This window comes from Aquimarina sp. U1-2, assembly GCF_017897595.1.
Classification (GTDB): Bacteria; Bacteroidota; Bacteroidia; order Flavobacteriales; family Flavobacteriaceae; genus Aquimarina.
The window spans coordinates 1-20886 of record NZ_JAGKIK010000016.1 but is presented as its reverse complement, the minus strand read 5'-3'; the positions used below and the strand labels follow the sequence as shown (position 1 = coordinate 20886).

The window sequence follows — 20886 nt, the reverse complement described above, 5'->3', positions numbered from 1 at the left end:
CCATGAATTTTTTTCAATATACCGAAGCAAAAACAGCGCGCGATGCCATCAAGGCAAAACAGGAAAAAGAGGCCTCTTATTTTATAGCCGGAGGTTCTAATCTGGTCGATATGATGAAGGAAGGTATCCAACACCCGCAACAGCTGGTTGACATCAATACCATTTCTGGACTGCGTGACATAAAAAATACAGGGGATACAGTGTACCTGGGTACGCTAGCTTCCAATACTGCAGCAGCCGAATCTGAGAAGATTATCAACTTTGCACCACTCGTATCGCAAAGCCTTGTAAAAGGTGCCACGCAACAGATACGAAACATGGCAACCATAGGCGGCAACCTGATGCAAGAATCCCGCTGTCCGTTTTTCTACGATGTATCTGCCGCTTGCGGTAGAAGAACTGCGGGAGATGTATGCCCGACGGTAACAGCAAAAGATGGGATTAGAACCAACGCACTGTTTGGGTTGAACGAAAGTTGCAACACTCCACATCCATCGGATATGGCTGTAGGTATGCTAGCCCTAAGATCTAAAGTGGTGTTGCAGTCCAAAAAGGATACGCGCAAACTTGCCTTAGATAAATTTTACCACATCCCAGTAAAGGAAAACACTAAAATAACGCATCTACAGGACGATGAAATGATTGTTGGCGTTGAAATTCCGCTGGAACATGGTTTTAACCATTCAGCTTATCTAAAAGTAAGGGACCGAAAGTCTTATGCCTTTGCATTGATTTCCGGTGCGGCGGCACTCAATATTCAAACAGGAACCATACTTAATGCCGGCTTAGCCTCAGGCTGGGTAGGTACGATACCCTGGCGGTTTGAAGAAGCAGAAAATTTCTTGCAAGGAAAAGCGGCTACCGAAAGCAATTTTAGGCAAGCAGCAAAGATCGCTATTAGTGATGCTCAGCCCAAGAAAAATAATGCTTTTAAAGTGAAACTTCTGGAAAAAATCTTAGTACGAACGCTATTAATGGCAAAAGAAACACCTTATGGAACAAATAACTAAACCACTCAACCGTGTAGACGGTCCTGACAAGGTTTCAGGTAAAATTACTTACGCGAATGATGTCGCTATTGATAAGTTGGCTTTTGGCTATTTGGTTTCAGCCACCATTGCCAAAGGCCGAGTAACGTCTATCCGTACTGATAAAGCCAGAAGCCAAAAAGGCGTACTCCAGGTCTTCACGCATGAAAATATGCCCAAACTCTATAGTCCGCCGACCTATATTTCTCCATTCGACCCAAGTGGTGATAGCGGGCAGCAGAAACACGTTCCTATGCAGGACGATAAAATTGTCTATGATTTACAATATGTTGCTCTCGTAGTGGCAGAATCTTTTGAAGTAGCGCAAGAAGCTGGGCATCTTATTGAAGTTAGCTACGAAGAAGAGAAAGGAACCTATGAAGAGCATCCCAACCCTAAAGATGCTGAGGAGTTGGAGTTTCTTTTCGGAATCATGGAAGGTGATTATCACAGAGGAAAGCCGGAAGCAGCCTTTGAAGCGAGCGAAGTAAAGCTAGAACAAACGTATACGACCCAGACCATGCATCACCAGCCTATGGAGCGCCATGGCACTACGGCGGTCTGGAATGCAGGACGGTTAACCGTTTACGAACCAACTGCCTGGATTTTCGGTCATCGAAAAGGGGTGGCAGAGATGTTAGGAATGCCTGTTGAAGATGTCACTGTTATTTCGCCTTATGTCGGTGGGGCATTTGGCGGTAAGGGTTTGGTAGCTCCGCATACGGGCATCATAGCGGCGGCTGCAAAGGAAGTAAACCGACCGCTACGGGTAGAATTGACCAGAAAACAACTGTTTGGATGCGTGGGTTTACGTTCTGCCACGCACAGCGAAGTAAAAATAGGTGCCGAAAAAGATGGCACCATCAATTCTATCATCATTCATACTACTGGAGAGACCCCAGAATTTCAGAAAACGGCTTTTGAGTCCAGTGTCATTGCACCACGGATGATGTACAGTAACCCTAATATGCGAGCTAAAATGGAAGTTGCTCCGGTACCCATGAGCGGTCCGGTACCGATGCGTTCTCCAGGAGAAGCAAGTGGTCTGTTTTTGCTGGAATCTGCTCTCGATGAGCTTTCCTATAAATTAGGCATGGACCCAATAGCCTTACGAAAAAAGAACCATGCCGATATCAACCTGGAAACAAACCTTCCGTGGACTTCAAAACACCTGAACGAATGCTATGATGTAGGAGCTAAGAAATTTGGATGGGACAAACGTAATCCCAAGATAGGCAGCATGAGAAAAGATGGTATGCTGGTAGGTTACGGCATGGCCAGTGGCAGTTATCCTACCTTGTTTCATCCCGCTTCCGCGAAAGCGAAATTTTTAGCAGACGGCACCGTAGAGCTTATTGTAGGTACGCAGGAAATCGGTACAGGAACCAATACCATTATTCGGCAAATCGCTGCCGATTACTTGGGTGTAGCTATTGAAAAGATTAAGGTCGTTATGGGGAACACCCGCTATCCTAAAACACCACCTACAGTAGCTGCATTTACAGCTGCCAGCGTAGGTACTACCGTTGCAAAGGTCTGTGAGCAACTAAAAACGAATCTTATCAGGCGTGCGACAACAAATGAAGCTTCTCCCCTATTTGGACTAAAAGCAGAAACGCTAAACATCAGCAATGGAACAATTACCAATGGTACAAAAGAAGAAAGCCTTCAAACAACATTAAAGCGCGCAGGCCGACCTTATGTAGAGACACAACTTCAGACACAATACAGCCCAGAAATGTTCAAAAAATCATCTTCTTCCTTCGGAGCCAATTTTGTGGAAGTTGAAGTTGACCCCATTACCGGCTGGGCATCGCTCAAAAGAATTGTAGGTGTTTACGATTGCGGAAAAATCATTAATCCGAAAACGGCACATTCTCAATTGATAGGTGGATGTGTTTTTGCTATCGGTATGGCCATGCAAGAGGCCGCTGAACGAGATTTAAGCAATTTCCGCTACCTCAACTCCGATTTGGGTGGCTATCATATGCCGGTACAGGCAGACATTCCGGACCTGGATCTTTCCTTTTTGGACCATACTGATAAAGAGGCCAATATACTAGAGGTGAAATCGGTAGGCGAATTGGGCGGCGTAGGCTTACAAGCAGCCATCATGAATGCCATTTATCATGCCACGGGCATAAGGATACGGTCGCTTCCTTACAAACCGGAAAAGCTTTTGGAGATAGCAGAATAATTAAAACAAAAATATATGAAAGCTAAAAATAAGATAGCTCTGGTTACAGGCGGTAGCCGGGGCCTGGGAAAGAACATGGCACTCGCACTGGCCGATACTGGTGTAGATGTCATTTTCACCTACTATAATGAAGTCGAAGAGGCTCAAAGCGTAGTAGCGGAATTAGTAGAAAAAGGGCAATCTTCAAAAACACTACAACTAGACCTCGTACAGTTTGATCTGTTAGATAATTTTGTTCAGAAATTCAAAACTATACTTAAAGAGGAATGGGGCGTTGAAACCTTTGATTTTTTGATACACAATGGTGGTATTGGGGCAAACATCAGCATTGAGGATTGTACAGAAGAAAAGTTTGACCAGTTAATGTACATCCATTATAAAAGTGTCTACTTTTTGACCCAAAAATTAATTCCGGCGGTCAATGATGGTGGTTGCGTTATCTTCATAACCAGTGCCACTACACGCTATTGCATTCCTGGATATTCGCTTTATAGTTCATTGAAAAGTGCTTTGGAAACGCTTACAAAACATGTGGCGCAAGAATATGGTCATCGTGGTATAAGGTCGGTTGCGGTGGCACCCGGAGCCATTGCTACTGATTTTAACAATGCCCAAGCCAGAGATAATAAAGAAGTGCAGCAAAAACTCGCCAATATGATTCCTTTAGGCCGTGTAGGTCAACCAGATGATATAGGTCAGGTGGTTGCCTTCTTGTGTAGTGATGCCGCTCAATGGATTAATGGTGAGCGCATCGAAATTTCCGGTGGGCAGTCTTTGTAGAAGAAATATAGTATGAAAAATAAAATCAATTTTCAAAGGACTCTTGGTCTTTTATTTCTACCTATAATCTGGATGAACGCCAGTTTGTTTGCCCAAGAAATGAAAGCGCAAGACAGTACCGGACTAGAACAGTTTGACGTAAATGACATCCATGGTCAGTTATTCATAAGTAGAAGATTCAATATTATTCGATACTTGGACAGATTCGATTATTTACGTACAAATGAAAAAATCAACTTTTGGGAGCGGTTGAAGTTTATTCCCATACACAAAAAAACCAATACATACCTTTCGATAGGCGGTGATGTTCGAACGCGGTTTGACTATTTCAAAACAGACAATTTTGATGCCCTGCCAACACCGACCGAAGAATACAGATATGACCAACGCTTAATGCTTCATGTAGCCATTCGACACAAATATTTTGGTGTATTCTCACAAGTTCTTACTGCATGGCGAGCAGGTAACGATTTGCCTGATTCCCCAGTGGACGCCGATGATCTAGCTCTTCACCAACTCTTTTTCATACTCAAGTATCCACACGAAAGTACTGGAAAACAATCTTATTTACGAATAGGCAGACAGGAAGCTTTCATAGGGTCTGGTCGGTTGTTTGCCATTCGTGAAGACCCGAATGTTAGGCGTTCATACGATGGTGCGCGTAGCAATATCTTTATTAACCGGTTTAAGGCAGACCTATTCTATTTTAGAGAAGTGCCTATAGAACCTAATGCCTTGGACAATGATTGGCTGTCTGACCGTGAACTGTTTGGTATTTACACAACCACTCCACTACATAACCAAGAAAACAGATTGAATCTGGAATTGTATCATGCAGGTATCAACCATTGGGAGAATTTTAATCAAGACGTTATTGACGAAGACGAAAGACAGACCGTGGGTGCACGATTGGTTCACCGACACAATCATGATAGAGGTTTTGATTTTGACCTAGAGGCAAACTATCAGTTTGGGAGTGCCGGTGGGATAGACATTAACGCCTATTCTGTAAGTACAGACATAGAATACTTTTGGAATATCAATCAAAAAGAACATCGATTAGGTCTGGAGGCCAACATTTTTAGTGGTGACAGGCAGGCCAACGACGGCGAATCAAATACCTATAATCCGCTTAATCCGGCATTGGGATTTTTAAGCCGTACCCCTTTCTTTAACTTTAGTAACCTAATAACAGTAAATCCTTCGTATCGTCTGTTGTTGCCAAAAGGAATAGCAGTTACTTCTGAAACAGCTTTTGCCTGGCGACAAAATACTTCAGATGTTATCTATTCTCCACCGGGCTTACCTTATTTTGGTAATACTTACAATAATGAAAATAGCTACGTAGGCTTCATTCCCAGTATAGAATTAGAATGGGCACCCAGCGCTTTTTTAAGCTTCGAGTTGTTCTATTCAGGACTGTTCAAAGGGAATTATTTTTCAGGTGATAGCCAAAACCAGCATAACATGGCATTCATCACTTATTTGAGGTTCTAAACAAAAAAATAAGTTCAATCAAAGCATCACGAAAAAGAATAGAGTATTAGTGACGGCAGGCACTGTAAATATTGGCGGTGAACTTACCGCTTTGCTTGGGGTTACTGCAAACATTTTAATAATTTAAAATATGGTGAAAATGATGAGAATAAACGTAATTTTTTGGTTTTTATGGGCCCACGGATGTATTGCAGCTCAATCGAACTTGGAGTTTTATCCCCAACAGTTGGTAATCACCGTGCCGGACGTGAATGCCGCTGCTGCGTGGTATGTCGAGAATCTTGATTTTGTTCCTGGAAAATCTTTTACGATAGAAGAGGCATCTATTAAGGGCAGACTCGTTCGCAAGGGAGAATTTGAAATGATGCTTCTAAGTTCAAAACGGTTAAACGATCTGCCCGACTACAGAAAAACAACCATGAGCGATCTTTCAGTGGCAGGTGTAAAACGTATCGCGTTCAGGGTTGAGGATATGGATGAATTTTCAAAGAAACTTAGATCAAGGGGCGTAAGTTTCGAAACAGACCCGGTCATTTTTACCGATAAAGCGTCAGGTGTGAAATTCAAATGGTGCATAATTAAAGACCTTAACGAAAATTTAATCGAGTTCATGGAATGGATGGACTGATCTTAAGATAAAGGAAGATGAAGTTGAAAGAATACGTGAATCAGTGCATCTGCTTTGAATGAGGTAAATAACTGTGAATCAAATACCTAAAATCCGCCTAATCCGTCATTAGGATTTTCAAGCCGTACATCCTCTCAGGCTTTAGCAACCAATTAGCAGTAAATCGTGCCTATCTAAAGGAATCGCATTAACTGCTGAAACAGCCTTTGCCTGGTGGCAGAATATTTCAGATGCTCTCTATTCCCAACTGGGATTACCTTATTTTGGTAATACTTACGACAATAAAACTGACGATATAGGCCTACCTCCCATTATAGATTTCGTTTTCGCGGAAGCGGGATGAAACAAATTTTGTTATTACTAACGTAATGCCTGTCATAATCACCATTCAAGCAGCTGTTCTTCAACGTTGTAAGATAGAAAGGGTAATTCAATTAGGCCCATAGTTAAATAAATCTTCTAATATCAACATACCTTTAATTGAGACGATTGGTTCTTGAATGAATGAACCCCACAGCCCTTTTATTTGACTTATAAGACCTATTACTTGGTGGTTTGATAAATACATTTGTAGCTTTTGGAGATTTAAATTGGTTAAATAATTTAAAAACTCCGGTTAGAAAAGCAATCCATCAATTTAGAATATAAGTGGAACATTATGAAATATAATAACTTAGGAAATACGGGGCTTTTGGTTTCAGAGCTTTGTCTAGGGGCGATGACCTTTGGTGGAAAGGGAGTTTGGGCGTCCATAGGCAAACTACCATTAGAGGGGGCAAAAGAACTTCTTTCTACCGCTGTTGATCATGGCATCAATTTTTTTGACAATGCCAACGCGTATAGTGAAGGGGAATCGGAAAGACTTATGGGCAAGGCGTTCAAACAACTGGGCATTTCTAAAAACGACACCGTCATTTCTACTAAGCTCCGTATACGTATGGGTAAGGGTGTGAACCAGGTGGGGCTCAGTAGAGCACATATTTCAGACGCAGTAAATGCCAGTTTAAGGCGTTTGCAAAGTAACCATATTGACCTACTATATATACATGGTGTTGACAGCCTTACACCATTGGAAGAGACCATGAGGGGTCTGGAAGATGTCGTGCGAAGCGGAAAAGTCAGGTATCTTGGTGTATGCAACCATCCGGCATGGATGGTGGCGAAAGCCAATGGTATTGCGGACAAAATGGGTTGGACAAAATTTGTTGCCATGCAATACTATTATTCCCTGGCCGGAAGGGATATAGAACATGAGATAATTCCTTATGCAAGTTCCGAAAACCTGTCCATTTTGCCCTGGAGCCCTCTGGCAGGAGGCTTCTTAAGTGGAAAGTACGATCGCATTACAGAAAATACTGGTGGAGATAGTAGGCGTGACGACTTTGATTTTCCTCCGGTGGACAGACCACAGGCTTATGACATCATTGATGTCATGAAAAAAATTGCTGAAGGGAAAAATGCAAGTGTAGCCCAAGTCGCCCTCAGATGATTAATGGACAGACCGCAAGTACATAGCACAATCATTGGGGCAAAGCGGAAAGAACAATTATTGGAGAACATCGGTGCAACAAAATTTATTTTGAATCAACCCGATACAGACTTACTGGATACGGTCAGCCAAAAAACGGCGCCATATCCCCAATGGATGGTTGATTTTCAATCAGGTGACCGATTTCCAGAACCGGTGGACACATCAATGGAGTGCGATGCTTCCGGAGATTAAGACGTAAACAAATAGGAATCATAAAAAAAACTTTGAATGAAAAGGAATATCGTAATAGTATCAATTGTTATTGTCCTGGGGGCTTTTCTTACCTCCTGCGATGAAGACACTTATGTCTCAGCATCAGATGAGGAAAATATCCTTGATGAGCAAGAGCCTTTAGGGCTTGTAACGAACTATGGTGTCCCACTTTATCCCTACTTAAAGGTGAACAAAACAGGGGACTACTTTAGGAGGATATTTTTAGACTCAATAACCTATGTTAACTACGAAAGCGAAAACGGACTCCCGGATGGGTCACTGATAGTTATGGAGACCTGGTCCAACGGCAGTCAATCTTCCGTGTTCTACCGCACTAAAGTGAATGGAGAATGGCTCAATGGATCTTTCGCACCCTCATCACCCGATTTTTCAGCACCTTCTGAAATCGTAAGCTGTAACAGTTGTCATATGACCGCCGAAAACACAGATTATACATATACCCTGCCCCGTATCGCCATGGCCTTGGAAAACGGAGCTATGGAAATTATGGAATGTGATGTGCCCCCGTTAACACCGTGCGACCTTGAGGCCTATGCCGCTAATTGATGTAACATTCCGAAACCACTACCACTTAGCTGGCAAAGTAGCCAAAAATAGGGTCTCCATGATGTTCAATATTCTGGCAATATTAATTGTGCTGACGTCTATACCCATGGAGGCACAGGATAAAAAAATTAAATACCATGCAGCAGTCGTACATCCCGCCATCTGGTACTCCAGTGCCGCTGGAGTACAACACACGTTCGACGCCACGAACTTGGCTTTTCCGGTAGGGGCAATATTCGGCATCAACGAAAGATGGTCCTACAATTTCGAATTGGTACCCATCACCGATACACGGGCATTGAATATGGTGGTCTGGCAGCAAGGGCTGTTATATCGGTTTAGGTCCGATATCGTCGGCGAGCTGAAATCCGCCATCGAAATAGGCGGCCGCGGGGCTTATGCCTTTAACATGGTAATCAACAAGGTGTTCGCCATACCCAGTAAGGGAAAGGTGGGCCCATTTTTTCTGGCCGGAGTACTGGTGCCTGTGCGTTTTGGACGTAATGTGACCGATGGCGAGACTATTGTACCTTCTATTATCTTGGCAGGTGGTATCAGTTTTTGAGAATCGAAATCAATCTTATTGAATAGTTATTGCGAAAAGTATGAGCGAAATAAAAGTTATTCGACAAAAGATAACATCATTAAATTTATAATACTATTTTTAGCTATGGAAGCATTGGACATATTCATAATGCCACAACAGTTCAAGAACCAACTTGAGACCCATGAACTGGTCGAATTGGAAGGCGCTACAATATTGGAAAGCTGCCATGATGGACAACACGAGGTTAAGGGAACCGGATATACCACCCAGCACGAAATATTGCACGTCATCTCTGGAACCTGCAGGCTTGTTATAGATGGAATAGCCATCACACTTACCGATGGGCAGTCCATTCTTATGCCAAAGCAGACCATCTTGGACTATGAGAAGACCGGAGATCCCTACCAAAGCATCCTATTCTTCCTCAATGATGAGTTCATTTTGGAGTTCCTTCAGACCCACCGTTTTCTTGATCCATGGCAAAAATTGATCAATCCCTATGTGGTCTTCCAAAATAACGAGCTCCTTGGGGCCGCTTTTCAATCCATGCGTCCGTATGTAAAAAATGCATCGCAGACCAGTAAGGAACTCTTTAAGGTCAAGACCTTCGAAATACTCTTGAACCTCTCCCAACAGGCCAAGGCACTGCCCAGCTTTCTTTCTGACATTTCAAAGCCCTCAAGCATCGACCTGAAACTCTTTATGGAGAACATGTACATCAAAAAATTGAGCCTCCGGGAGCTTGCCGAGCTTTCGGGAAGAAGCCTTTCGGGCTTCAAGAGGGAATTCAAGGAGCTTTTTGGAACCAGTCCCTTCAAATGGATAAAAGAAAGACGACTGCTCGCCGCGAGGGATCTTATCGTGCACATGGAGAAAAGGCCCACCGAAATCTATCTGGAGGTTGGTTTTGAAGATTACTCCCATTTTAGCAAGGCTTACAAGGCCCATTTCGGCCATCTTCCATCAAAAACTATAAGAACAGTATAGACTCGGACTACACAGACATTTTTTTGGGCGTTTAGGACCAATTCCTGGCCTTGTTATACGATACCTTTGAAAGGTATTGTTAACAAAAACGATTATGCGTTGGTTAATCCTTCCTTTTTTAGTTGTATCCTTTACAGTTACCCAGTATATTTTTTTTGATGAGAGACGCGAAACATCCACCTATGAAGAGCTAAAAGATATATCTGATGTTATCAACAGGTATGGAAAGCAATGGATGTTTTATGCACAGGTGGACAAAAAGGGCGATTATGTCAGGCGAATGTTCATTGAAATATCCAGAAATGAAAAATCGTCATTGTCAAACAACCCTTCGGAACTTCCTCTAGGTACTTTGATCCTCATGGAAACTTGGTTCTCCAAGGGCCAATCTACCGTATATCTTAGAAAAAAAGTCGGGAAAGACCAATGGGAAAGTGGTTCTTTCAGTCCCAAACTCCCAAGTTTCGACACTTCTGAATCCGTTTCGTGCAATAGTTGTCACAGCGTTGCAAAAAAGACCGATCAGACCTTTACCCTGCCGCTACTTAAAAAATACATCGACCAAGAAAAACTGCAGCGAATAGTCTGCAATGAAAATTCATTCACTCCTTGCAACCTAAATGTATATCAAGGAGATTAAAACTCTTATAAATATGAAAAAAGTATTTGTTTGTGTCATTTTATTGACCCAGTTCGCATTTGCGCAGAACAGAATGGCTCCGCTGGATTTCAAGGGGAAAACATTGGTATCGGTATCGGATGCCGATATGGTCTCTTCGGCCTATGTTGACGGCAAACTTCGTGAAAGGGATGGTGATGATGCAATAAGCCTGATCCCATTGGATGGTAATTATAAAGACTGGAAGGCATACGAAACTTTTGCCAGCAACTCGGTTGCCGGACCACCATGTTCCGTGGCCGTTTCGCCTGATGGAAACCATGCCTTTGTGGTAGAGACCTTCACGCCTCCTTCCGAAGGAGGTACCACTTTTAACGACCTCGGAATAGGGAGACTTTTATCGGTCTATGACATCAGTAATCCCAAAAACCCTGTACAATTGGAGACCATGGACGTTGGTGAACGCCCCGTAGGCGTAACCGTAAGCCCGGATGGGCAATGGGTGGCCATAGGCTACTACAGTAACGGCGACAAGAACTTTGGCCTTGTTCCTTTTAAGGAAGGTAAGTTGGGCAAGGTCTCCCATTTTACGATTCCCGGAGTGGACGCCGAGACCGCAGCGAACGAGGTCGATTGGCACCCCTCGGGCAAATACTTGGCCGCCGTTATGCAAAACGCGGACCAAATTGCCTTTATGGAGGTCGACCTCGCTGGCTCCGCCCCAACGGTTTCCCCCTACGGCAACGTCGTGGGAACAGGGAAATTTCCTATGAAAGGAGACTTCACGCCTGATGGAAGGCATTATATCACTACTTGCCTATATTGGGGACCAGATGTCCCCGGCACTTGGATAGAGGCACCACGAGGACAGCTCAACAGCATTCGATTTGACAGTGACCCATCCGACGGGAACACATTGCACTCAAATATATCCACTTCAGAGGCTGGAATAAGTCCCGAAGGGTTTTCAATAAGTCATGATGGGACATTGCTTGCAACCGCAAATCTTGAACGAAGCTATCTTCCCTATGAGAATGAAAGTGCTGAGCCAAGAATTACATGGTACTCCTCTATTACATTGGTATCTATCGATAAAGAAACAGGTAAACTGGACCATTTGGGCGATTTTTATTTTCAGGGGATATTGCCCGAGGCAACGGTATTCGATGCCGATGACAATTACCTCGCCGTAGCCGTTTATGACAATTTTGAGGATACAAGAAAAGGTAGCCGTATAGATTTTTGGCGCGTGGTCAAGGAAGCCGGGGAAAGGCCATTTTTGGTGAAAACGGACCATAGTGTTCCCGTTGCAAGAGGGGCACATTCTCTTGTGTTGGTTAAATGATGGAGAATCCCGATTCATTACTTTTTACTATTACCGAATAACTCTTATTGGAAAGGACCAAGAAATGCAATAGTTCCGGGAGCACATTGTTTAATGAATATTAACTATCCCTTTGCGAATCAAATACCTATAATCCGCTTAATCCGGCATTGGGATTTTTAAGCCGTACCCTTTCTTTAACTTTAGTAACCTAATAACAGTAAATCCTTCGTATCGTCTGTTGTTGCCTAAAGGAATCGCAGTAACTGCTGAAACAGCCTTTGCCTGGCGACAGAATACTTCAGATGTTATCTATTCTCCACCAGGCTTACCTTATTTTGGTAACGCTTATAATAGTGAAAACAGCTACGTAGGCTTCATTCCCAGTATAGAATTGGAATGGGCTCCTAATGCTTTTTTGAGTTTCGAGTTATTTTATTCCGGTCTTATAAAGGGGGAGTATTTTGTAAGTGATAGTGGAAATCAACATAATATAGCCTTAATTACCTATCTGAGATTTTAGAAATTAGTAATACAAGATATCACGTTATTAGGTATAATTCAGACAAATCAATCTTATTTTTTAATTACCATGTGCTGACAAAAACGATTCTTGACGATCGTCAATGGAATTCATTTTATGTATACTCATCTTTGATTTAATCATTAAACATTTAAATAAAATGAATAAATTCTTAATTACCATTGTAGTTTTATTATGTATATCTTGTAATTCTGATGATGATGGTTCCAACGCGAATCCAGAAGCAGAAGTCGTAGCTCAATTACAGGGAACCTGGATTTCCAGTGAAACGACAGTTTTCCCAATCGCAGATCCCGACAGTCCTTTTGCTCAAGCATATCTGGACGAATTTTTTGTCTTTGATGGCGAAACTAACCGCATACGTAGCACCGCATATGCCGATGAGGCTCTTACACAACCTATACTGGTCTATGAATCTGTAGGACCATTTACCATTTTACGTGAGAGCGATCTCTACGAGGAAACATGGGAAGCAGATTTCGGAAATACATCACAAACGCTGGAGCTTTTAACCTCTGACCCGGAAATCCTCAACGTTTTTGGTTTTGAAAACTGTGGCATCACAGAAACAGGAATCGTATACAATATTAATGAAGGCTGCAGTATTTTTCCTGGCATAGATGATTGTATTGAAAGAGATATCATTCAAGTATCTAATGGTCGATTAAGATTCGGCGTTAGAACCGAAGACATCTGTGAAGTAAGAGTTACGGTTTTGCAAGATAAATTTTATACAAAACAGTAAATTAAGAAAGTAATTTGATAATACGTAAGCGCATTACCTTTCCTATTGCTCTTACGTATCAATATCACAAAAATTTATTACCTTCAGGTAAAGAGCCTCATTAGATATCTTTAATACCATGCTTAATTCTGAATTTTTTTCCGCAAATCATAGCGTATTGATCCTCGTATAAATCCTTAGTTTATTGCCTAAAATGGGTGTCAGAAAAGAAATATTTCGTGAAAACCAATTATGACTAAAGCTATATCATTTGTCTTACGAAATTCAAAAATTAATTGTTTTAGTACTCTTGTATCAAGTTGATACTAAAAAAACGATGTATGGAACAAACGATACAAATCTTGATATACGTACACGCCTTTCTCGGTGGTTTGGGACTTGTTTAAGGTGCACTGAGCATTTCAGTGAAAAAAGGAAGTAAAATCCACCGCCGTTCAGGTAAAATTTTCTCAATTACTATATATAAGTAGTGCCGCGTTGTCGTTGTTTATTGCAATAATGCCCGGACACAAGAATCTATTTCTTTTTTAAAAGGAGTATTTACGATTTATCTGGTGCTGGCAGGAAATAGGGCGCTTCACATAAGAGGTCGTTTTAGAGGTAATGCAAAAAGTGTTGATAAAATCATTTCAGGTACGAGGTTATTAGGTTCCGTGGCAATGTTTTTTAAAGGGGTTTATAGAATGTTTGTTGAAAACGCAAATAATATGCTCTTTGTGTTCTTTGGCGTTTTTGGAATTATATTAACTTTAAAAGACTTCCAGAATTTTAAGAAAACAATGAGAAAGAGAACCATCTGACTCAAGATTCTTATTGGTAGAATGGTCGGTGCGATGATTGCATCAATAACTGCGTTTATTGTTGCAGGTTTAAACTTCGATAACCTCTTTGCCTGGATGTTTCCTTCTATCATAGGTACAGTTTACATTATTTTTTGGTCTCGTAAGGTTGAGAATTCAAAGGCTGTTGGTTATTGTTCAAAAATGCCTTTTATCTTTTGGCTCATTATGATCCACCTTCCGTTTGCCATCTTTCTGAACCAATTTAGAGATATCAGGTTTGCTATCGTAAGATGTGCTGTCTTTATCCATGTTGCTTCACCTTCTACTTTTTCATTTAAAATGCCAAAGGTGCCTTGAATTTTAATTTGGCCAAAAGCGTAGGGCAATATTTTCGCTTGAGCGAAAGCGAATGGAAACTATTATAGAATAGAGTATTGTCTACTTCCAAACCAGAGCATCATTTAAACATTTGATGTAAGAGTCAAAACTGGATTTACACTCCCCTAAAATCTTATTCCTATTGATATGTTGCCAAAATAAAGAAGATCATCGGTTTCGCTACCTTCAGCATCTTTTGCCCAATTGTCACTATGATATGCACTGTATGCTAATCCAACGGGTTGAACATTAACGATAAAGCTGTAGTTCTGTTTTTTTATAGCTTCGAATTGATATCCTGCCATCGAATAAACAAATAAACCATACCCATCGTGCGTTCTATCACTAAAAGTAGCATTCTTTAATCGGTAATAGAGTTTAGGTTGTATGCCTGCCTCAAAGTTTAATCCTTTCCAGAAAAAATGTCGGTAACCCAAAATAATTTGATAGTCGTCATAGGTGCCACCATCTCTTTCTGAATTTATATGAAAATGTATTCCTGTTACAAACTCTCCGCTAGTTCTTTCTTTTTTCCAAATTCTACGCGTGTATTTAAATGATGTTTCATTTCCTGGTGCGATAGGTAATAGAATACTGCCTTCTACTGAATTTTTGCGATCAAAAAGATCAGTATCGCGACTGTTAAAGCGTTTCTTGACAGAATTATCAGAATCAGTATTTACAGAATTTAGCAGATGTATGTTCGATTCTGAATAAACCAATTCGGTATGTGCTGTTTGAGCTGATATTCTTAGAAAGAATAAAAAATAAATGACTAGTAGGGTGCCGGTAAATTTGTGATGATGCAATGCGATTATGTTCATAAAAGGTTCTATTAAGATTTAGAAACTATAAATGAACAATATGTAAGCATCAATATTCTTGACGAACGTCAAGAAACTATTTTGTGTAGATTCTTTTCCTTATTCTGCTTAATGTTTCCGCGCTCACGCCTAAATATGAAGCAATCATATACTGCGGAACCTGCTGTAGTAGCCTAGAATTATTATTTATTAAACTTTTATACCTTTCTTCAGGAGACTGTTTTAAAAGGTTATCTAGTCGCTCTGCGACAATCAGGTAAAGATACTCTGCCATTTTTCTTCCCAATCTATCAATTTTGGGATAATCATCAAACAGCCTCCATAAATCTTCTTTACTTAATCTCCAGTAACTTCCATCGCTCAGAGCTTCTATATAATGAGTTGATTTTGTACCAGACAGGAAACTTCTGTAGTTACTTAGGAAGTCGTCTGGAAACCAAAAAGCCGTAACTTTTTCATTACCATCTTTTATTTCGAAAAAACGAATTATTCCAATATCTACAAAACCTATAAAATTACAAATCGCGTTTGTATCTAATAAGATATCTCCTTTCTTAAATTTAAAGAGCTCAAAGCATTGCTGCATTTGAAACCATTCTTCATCGGATAGCATGAATATTTGATCGAAGGATTTTCTTATTTTGTCTTTCATTTAATGAGTAGTATATATAGTAGATTACAAACCCAAGATATAACAAAATTTAAGTGAATTGACATTACTAAATTCTATTCTTTTCAAAGTAACAATTTTCTGCATAATTACGAATATGAATGATTTTCACTAAGAGCTTACTGAAAGCTGTAGATACCCCAAGAATTAAGACAGTAAGTTTAATCATTAAATTTACTGGATATGACACGAAGAAAATTCACCCCGAACTTCAAGACGAAGGTCGTTTTGGAGGCCTTGAAAGAGCGGCATAGCCTAGCCGAACTCGCCCAGAAGTACCAGATCCACCCTACCCAGATCAGTTCATGGAAACGCGATTTCCTCTCTGGGGCGGAGCAGGTATTCGAGAAACTGTATTGATTCTTGTATAAATGCTTTGTTTATTGCCTAAAATGGTTGTCAGAAAAGAAAAATTTTGTGAAAACAAATTGAGAATAGATCAATATTTTTTTCTAGCGAAATTCATAATTTAATTCTTTTAGTACTCCTATATCAAGTTGATGCTAATGTTACAGACCTCACTAAATGAACGAGGAAATTCATAACTGCAATTTTAACTCAGATGGCCATGAGTATTTTCTATGGAATGAAGTTTTGAAAAATTTTATGAACCAGAAAAAGAAATATGACTCATTTCCTAGATTTTTGGGCCAATAAAAATTTAGCCTAGCACAATATTATTTCCAATCCATAGCATTACTCTAGCATTTAATGGAGAAGTATTGAATATTTCGTTCAAATACTTCAGCAATTAACAACTAAAAGCAATAGGACAATGTATATAAAACCATATTCATACTATTATTGAAAAATGAAAATATTAATTTTGTGGTTAAGTTGTTACTTTAAATTTTTATAATATTTAATTGAATAATGCATACTTGCCTTCTGAATAAGATTAAAGAAATCATAACTATTTCTGATCAAGAAGAAGTATATCTTAAGTCCTGCTTTACTTTTAAATCCTTCAAAAAAAATGAACTATTACTTGAAACAGGCAAGGTTTGCAATGAGGTTTTCTTTATTAAAAAAGGTATTGTCTGTTATGGGATAAATAACGATGGTGAAGACAATATTTATTATTTCAATAATGAAAATGATTTTGTCTGTAATTATGAAAGCTATCTTCCACGACTGCCCTCCAAAGTATTCATCAAAGCTTTAGAGCCGACATCGGTATTGACTGTAAATAAAAAAGAAATGGAGTCAATTTACCACTCACTTGCACAAGGAGATAGATTTGGGAGGATTATCATTGAAAGAGTTTTTGTTGAATTGATTGCGCAATTAACAATTCTATACACCCAAACTTCAGAAGAACGATATCTTAATTTCTTATCCAATTTTAGAGATATCGAGCAAAGAATACCGCAATATTACATTGCTTCATATGTTGGCGTTAAGCCACAATCGCTCAGCCGCATTCGTAAAAGAATTTCAAGTTCGAGATGATTTATTAACTCCAGGTGCATAAATCCTAAAATCGAAAAATCGAGCTTTGTATAATAACTAAAGATAAAATATGATGACAAAGCGAATTTCCGTTACAATAGCTTTCCTTACTGGTCTGGGATTGATTTTCTTGGGAACTAGATTTCTTTTAACACCCGAAAATGCCGAGCTTGGTTATGGTATACGTTATAATGAGTTAGGCGACTATTCTTTTCATTACATTAAAGGAATAAGAGATTTATTTGCGGGGTTGCTTTTTTGTGTTTTTGTTCTGACAAAGCAAACAAGAGCATTGGCTATCGCTTTACTCGTCGGGACAATTATTCCTGTTGTTGACTTGTTGATTGTTTTAAATAAAAACTATACAGGAATAGCAGAATACGTTCCGCACATTATGGCTATTCTAGTATGCTTTTTCTTTGGATTAATTTTATTGCTTAATAAGAAAAAGGTATCAATTGAGAAGGCTATTTAAGATTGTATTGTTGGTTGACACCAGCGGAAAGGTATTAATGTCTCCTCACCTGAAGAAAGAGAACAGCATTTAATCAGAGTCGAACACTTTATTGGTTCGATTATAAATCAATAAGACCGTGAGGACTATAGCGGTGTTTAAAATTAAGTAGTATGGTACAAATTCAACAGCATTCTAAAGGTAGCGAGGATTCCATCATAATAATCAGTATTCTTCCAGGTGAAAAAACGCCATGGCATTATCACACCTTATTTTCGGAAAAGTTTGAAATACTTAAGGGTTCACTCGAAATAGGGTTGAGTGGCAAAATATCTGAATTTACCGAAGGGGGACAAGTAATGGTTGATCGCCTGCGCAAACATTATTTTCACAATAAAAGTAAAAATGAGTGCGTGGTCAGGGTGACTGTGAGTCCTGGCAATAAAAATTTTGAGAATGCATTACAGATTTTTAAAGGTTTGGCTAAGGATGGTTTGTTGTCTCGATCTGGGACACCGAAAAGATTAATAGACCTCGCCGTATTTGTTTATCTCAATAATTCAAAAATGGTTGGTTTTCAAAAACTGGGACAACCTATTTTTTCACTTTTAGTCACTTTAGCTAGAAAAAATGGTCGTATGGCTGAATTAATCTCTAAATATTGCAAATAACTTATATACGCTTTCTTTTGATTGACTGAGAACAAGTATTAATTAAAGTATACCATTTAGTGATAACTTAATTTCGTAAAACTCAGCATTATTGAGTTAGAAATTTTATAATGGTATAGTCACTGTGCCGCTTTTTACTATCTCCCTGAGAGAGATATCTTAGAATAAATTTCACTAAAATCAGAATGGAAGAACCAAAATGGAAAGTTCTAAGAAAAGACATTTTAAATGTTGACTGAAAAGGTTCAGGTTATAATCTGTCCTATTTTTAGGAAAGGCTACAATACCTTTAGAGCAAATTTTCAATTGTCTAAAAACTGAAGTTGCAAGTATCACTGTATAAATGACCAGACTGACACCATGATACAAATAATAACCACAGGCGGCACCATAGAAGGTCTAGAATATGAAGATTCGATTAATGCACCAAAAGAATCACCCTTGTTGCTTACTACTCTACTTAATCAAATAAAGGATGTTCCAGGGTTTACGATTCAAAAGGCTTTTTTAAAGGATAGTAGGTTTATAGACAAGGAAGACAGAAAGTTTCTAGCTGAACTTGTCACATCAACTGAGTCTAGTAAAGTTTTAATCACTCATGGCACCTTGACTATGGTTGAAACTGCAAAATATTTGGGGAAGCTAGATATTGACAAGACCATTGTGTTAACTGGGTCGTTTATTTTGGGAACACTCCCTAACTCTGATGTACTGGATAATTTGAAGTTCGCTATTTTAAATCTTACTGATTTAAGCAAAGGAGTCTATATAGCAATGCACCATCAAATTTTCAACTGGTACAAGGTTAGAAAAAACATAGAACAGGATCGCTTTGAAGACTATTAATATGAATCTAAATGTTCGGCACATCAATACATTGGACAACGTTTTTCTACCTCTTGGTAGATACGTTCATTGTATTGTTTGCCGCATACCAGAGCTTCAATCTAAAACGAAAAACACTAAAGAGGTATCTTATCCTCGGTATCCTTTTCATTCTCTATAATATCACAGGTGGATTTCTTCCTATTGACAACTTTGTTGGCCCTTTCATTTTACAATATATTATTACGTATGGCATTGCTATTACACTCTGCATTTATCTGGCATACTACCTGTACAAAGAGTATGACATTACTATTTTAAAAGTTCATTTTTCCATTAGAAACATCATTTTAATGTTGGCTATCTGCTTTGTATTTTTATTCTTAATCCCATTTTATGCTACTGATTCTATGGCCATAGCAAGAGCTTCTTTTACACTACCAGTTGCAGTATTGGCGTCTTATTTTCTTTGGGCTTTTCAACAACGAGTAAAAAACATTCCCAAGCGAAATTCATTTACCATAAGAAGATATCGTTTATCGATGCTATGTGTTGTTGCAATAGCACTGTTGCCCATCCTCACAATTATTGGTGATTATCAATGGCTAACCTTTACAGTAATGAATAGTGCTTTCTATGCCATTACAATTATTGAAATTGACCGTTACCTCTATTTTCTTGAGAACAAGAATAAAATGTTTGAGGTGTTCTCATTCTACAAAGAGAACAAGGAAAAGCTACTAGAGACAAAATTAATCTACCAAAGCCTTACAAGAAGAGAAATTGAAATAGCCATTTCCATCATCAACATAAACACTTACAAAGAAATAGGACAGAATTTTTTCATAGCAGAGCGAACAGTATCGGGAATGAAAATAGAGTTGCTGAAGCTAATCCTGAGGTCGAAGTTATTCCAAAAGCACCGCTTAGTAAACGTCAATATTACGAACGGTTTAGCTCGTATCTTTTAAATCGGAAACCTAATATTCCCATCAAACGAAACCGGAATGATGGTGTGGTTTTGAAGCTTGAAAACATTGTTTTTGATAAAGAGGAATTGTATTTCGTTGTCGAAATTAAAAACAATAGCTCGATGGATTATGATTTGAATTTCTTAAATCTATCTGTCGAAACGCGACAAAAAGGGAAACGAAAGTCCTTGCAACGTATCTATAAAGAACCGCTTTACAAACATCGATTGCCTTCCAAAGTAAAAGAAGGCACGACCGAAAGATTGATTTATGTAATGCCAAAGTTTTCGATATCTGATGGACGAAGGGTAGTTTTAGAACTCAATGAAAAAAACGGTGAACGTGATATCAAGTTAAAGATCCCGCACCGAATGATTAATAACCCAAATTGATTTGATTATGAAAAATGTACTGATTTGCACTTTTGTCCTACTATTTGTTTCCTGTACGGAACAGAAAGCCCTCACACCTTCTGAAACTGTCAAAGTAGTAGCACAAAGCTTTTTTTCAAATAATGTACTTCCCTCATTAGCGTTGACCGTTTTTAGGTTAATACTTCGTTGTTAAAAATAGTCATTGTTTTCCTTTGATGGCTAGCCATCAAAGGAAAGTTTTTTTCGAATTCCACAGGTGTCATTTTATCGATGTTGTT

24 protein-coding genes are annotated in these 20886 nt (G+C 39.4%); 22 read left to right on the top strand and 2 right to left on the bottom strand.

What is annotated here, in order from left to right:
- Nucleotides 1–2: 2 nt before the first annotated feature.
- The 14 genes from J8281_RS16345 to J8281_RS16280 all read left to right on the top strand — a co-directional run bounded on the left by J8281_RS16345 (nt 3) and on the right by J8281_RS16280 (nt 14346).
- A complete protein-coding gene (locus J8281_RS16345; protein ID WP_210198727.1) occupies nt 3–1010 on the top strand; it encodes a xanthine dehydrogenase family protein subunit M in 1008 nt (335 codons plus the stop codon).
- Nucleotides 994–3225: a xanthine dehydrogenase family protein molybdopterin-binding subunit gene (locus tag J8281_RS16340; RefSeq protein WP_210198726.1), complete on the top strand. Its 2232-nt coding sequence runs from the start codon at nt 994–996 to the stop codon at nt 3223–3225. The genes J8281_RS16345 and J8281_RS16340 overlap by 17 nt, the downstream gene beginning before the upstream one ends.
- Nucleotides 3226–3240: 15 nt before the next feature.
- Nucleotides 3241–4005: an SDR family NAD(P)-dependent oxidoreductase gene (locus J8281_RS16335; protein WP_210198725.1), complete on the top strand. Its 765-nt coding sequence runs from the start codon at nt 3241–3243 to the stop codon at nt 4003–4005.
- Between the two features lie 12 nt (nt 4006–4017).
- Nucleotides 4018–5502 carry an alginate export family protein gene (locus tag J8281_RS16330; RefSeq protein WP_210198724.1) on the top strand — a complete coding sequence of 495 codons (1485 nt, stop codon included), beginning with the start codon at nt 4018–4020 and terminating at the stop codon, nt 5500–5502.
- Nucleotides 5503–5641: 139 nt separating this feature from the next.
- On the top strand, nt 5642–6130 hold the full coding sequence (locus J8281_RS16325; RefSeq protein WP_210198723.1) for a VOC family protein: 489 nt from the start codon (nt 5642–5644) through the stop codon (nt 6128–6130).
- 658 nt (nt 6131–6788) lie between these two features.
- Nucleotides 6789–7619 carry an aldo/keto reductase gene (locus J8281_RS16320; protein ID WP_210198722.1) on the top strand — a complete coding sequence of 277 codons (831 nt, stop codon included), beginning with the start codon at nt 6789–6791 and terminating at the stop codon, nt 7617–7619.
- A gap of 270 nt (nt 7620–7889) precedes the next feature.
- Nucleotides 7890–8441, top strand: a complete 552-nt coding sequence (locus J8281_RS16315; RefSeq protein WP_210198721.1) for a hypothetical protein — start codon at nt 7890–7892, stop codon at nt 8439–8441.
- A gap of 58 nt (nt 8442–8499) precedes the next feature.
- A complete protein-coding gene (locus J8281_RS16310) occupies nt 8500–9006 on the top strand; it encodes a hypothetical protein (protein WP_210198720.1) in 507 nt (168 codons plus the stop codon).
- Between the two features lie 105 nt (nt 9007–9111).
- Entirely contained in the window at nt 9112–9975 is an 864-nt protein-coding gene (locus J8281_RS16305; RefSeq protein ID WP_210198719.1) for an AraC family transcriptional regulator, read from the top strand.
- A gap of 94 nt (nt 9976–10069) precedes the next feature.
- Nucleotides 10070–10615, top strand: a complete 546-nt coding sequence (locus J8281_RS16300) for a hypothetical protein (protein WP_210198718.1) — start codon at nt 10070–10072, stop codon at nt 10613–10615.
- Between the two features lie 13 nt (nt 10616–10628).
- Complete coding sequence (locus tag J8281_RS16295) at nt 10629–11939, top strand: beta-propeller fold lactonase family protein (protein ID WP_210198717.1); 1311 nt, start codon at nt 10629–10631, stop codon at nt 11937–11939.
- 223 nt (nt 11940–12162) lie between these two features.
- The gene (locus tag J8281_RS16290) at nt 12163–12441 is read left to right on the top strand and encodes a hypothetical protein (RefSeq protein WP_210198716.1); all 279 of its coding nucleotides are present in this window, start codon (nt 12163–12165) and stop codon (nt 12439–12441) included.
- Nucleotides 12442–12544: 103 nt separating this feature from the next.
- Nucleotides 12545–13207 carry a hypothetical protein gene (locus J8281_RS16285; RefSeq protein WP_210198715.1) on the top strand — a complete coding sequence of 221 codons (663 nt, stop codon included), beginning with the start codon at nt 12545–12547 and terminating at the stop codon, nt 13205–13207.
- Between the two features lie 833 nt (nt 13208–14040).
- Nucleotides 14041–14346 (top strand): hypothetical protein, encoded by a 306-nt coding sequence (locus tag J8281_RS16280; RefSeq protein ID WP_210198714.1) that lies wholly within the window; start codon nt 14041–14043, stop codon nt 14344–14346.
- 146 nt (nt 14347–14492) lie between these two features.
- On the opposite strand, the gene J8281_RS16275 is transcribed toward J8281_RS16280, so the two are convergent.
- Nucleotides 14493–15191, bottom strand: a complete 699-nt coding sequence (locus J8281_RS16275; protein ID WP_210198713.1) for a hypothetical protein — start codon at nt 15189–15191, stop codon at nt 14493–14495.
- Between the two features lie 76 nt (nt 15192–15267).
- Nucleotides 15268–15843, bottom strand: coding sequence for a Crp/Fnr family transcriptional regulator (locus J8281_RS16270; RefSeq protein ID WP_210198712.1), 576 nt, complete (start codon nt 15841–15843; stop codon nt 15268–15270).
- 119 nt (nt 15844–15962) lie between these two features.
- Between J8281_RS16270 and J8281_RS16265 the strand changes: the two genes are divergently transcribed.
- The 8 genes from J8281_RS16265 (at nt 15963) to J8281_RS16230 (ending at nt 20626) form a co-directional block, all read left to right on the top strand.
- Nucleotides 15963–16115: a hypothetical protein gene (locus J8281_RS16265; protein WP_210198794.1), complete on the top strand. Its 153-nt coding sequence runs from the start codon at nt 15963–15965 to the stop codon at nt 16113–16115.
- On the top strand, nt 16045–16221 hold the full coding sequence (locus tag J8281_RS20000; RefSeq protein WP_210198711.1) for a transposase: 177 nt from the start codon (nt 16045–16047) through the stop codon (nt 16219–16221). The genes J8281_RS16265 and J8281_RS20000 overlap by 71 nt, the downstream gene beginning before the upstream one ends.
- 513 nt (nt 16222–16734) lie before the next feature.
- The gene (locus J8281_RS16255) at nt 16735–17313 is read left to right on the top strand and encodes a Crp/Fnr family transcriptional regulator (protein WP_210198710.1); all 579 of its coding nucleotides are present in this window, start codon (nt 16735–16737) and stop codon (nt 17311–17313) included.
- A gap of 70 nt (nt 17314–17383) precedes the next feature.
- Nucleotides 17384–17788, top strand: coding sequence for a DUF4267 domain-containing protein (locus J8281_RS16250; protein ID WP_210198709.1), 405 nt, complete (start codon nt 17384–17386; stop codon nt 17786–17788).
- 152 nt (nt 17789–17940) lie between these two features.
- Nucleotides 17941–18438: a cupin domain-containing protein gene (locus J8281_RS16245; RefSeq protein ID WP_210198708.1), complete on the top strand. Its 498-nt coding sequence runs from the start codon at nt 17941–17943 to the stop codon at nt 18436–18438.
- A gap of 360 nt (nt 18439–18798) precedes the next feature.
- Complete coding sequence (locus J8281_RS16240; protein ID WP_210198707.1) at nt 18799–19284, top strand: asparaginase domain-containing protein; 486 nt, start codon at nt 18799–18801, stop codon at nt 19282–19284.
- An 11-nt stretch (nt 19285–19295) separates the two neighbouring features.
- A complete protein-coding gene (locus J8281_RS16235; RefSeq protein WP_210198706.1) occupies nt 19296–20234 on the top strand; it encodes a LuxR family transcriptional regulator in 939 nt (312 codons plus the stop codon).
- Nucleotides 20126–20626 carry a DUF4138 domain-containing protein gene (locus J8281_RS16230; RefSeq protein ID WP_210198790.1) on the top strand — a complete coding sequence of 167 codons (501 nt, stop codon included), beginning with the start codon at nt 20126–20128 and terminating at the stop codon, nt 20624–20626. The genes J8281_RS16235 and J8281_RS16230 overlap by 109 nt, the downstream gene beginning before the upstream one ends.
- Nucleotides 20627–20886 lie beyond the last annotated feature (260 nt).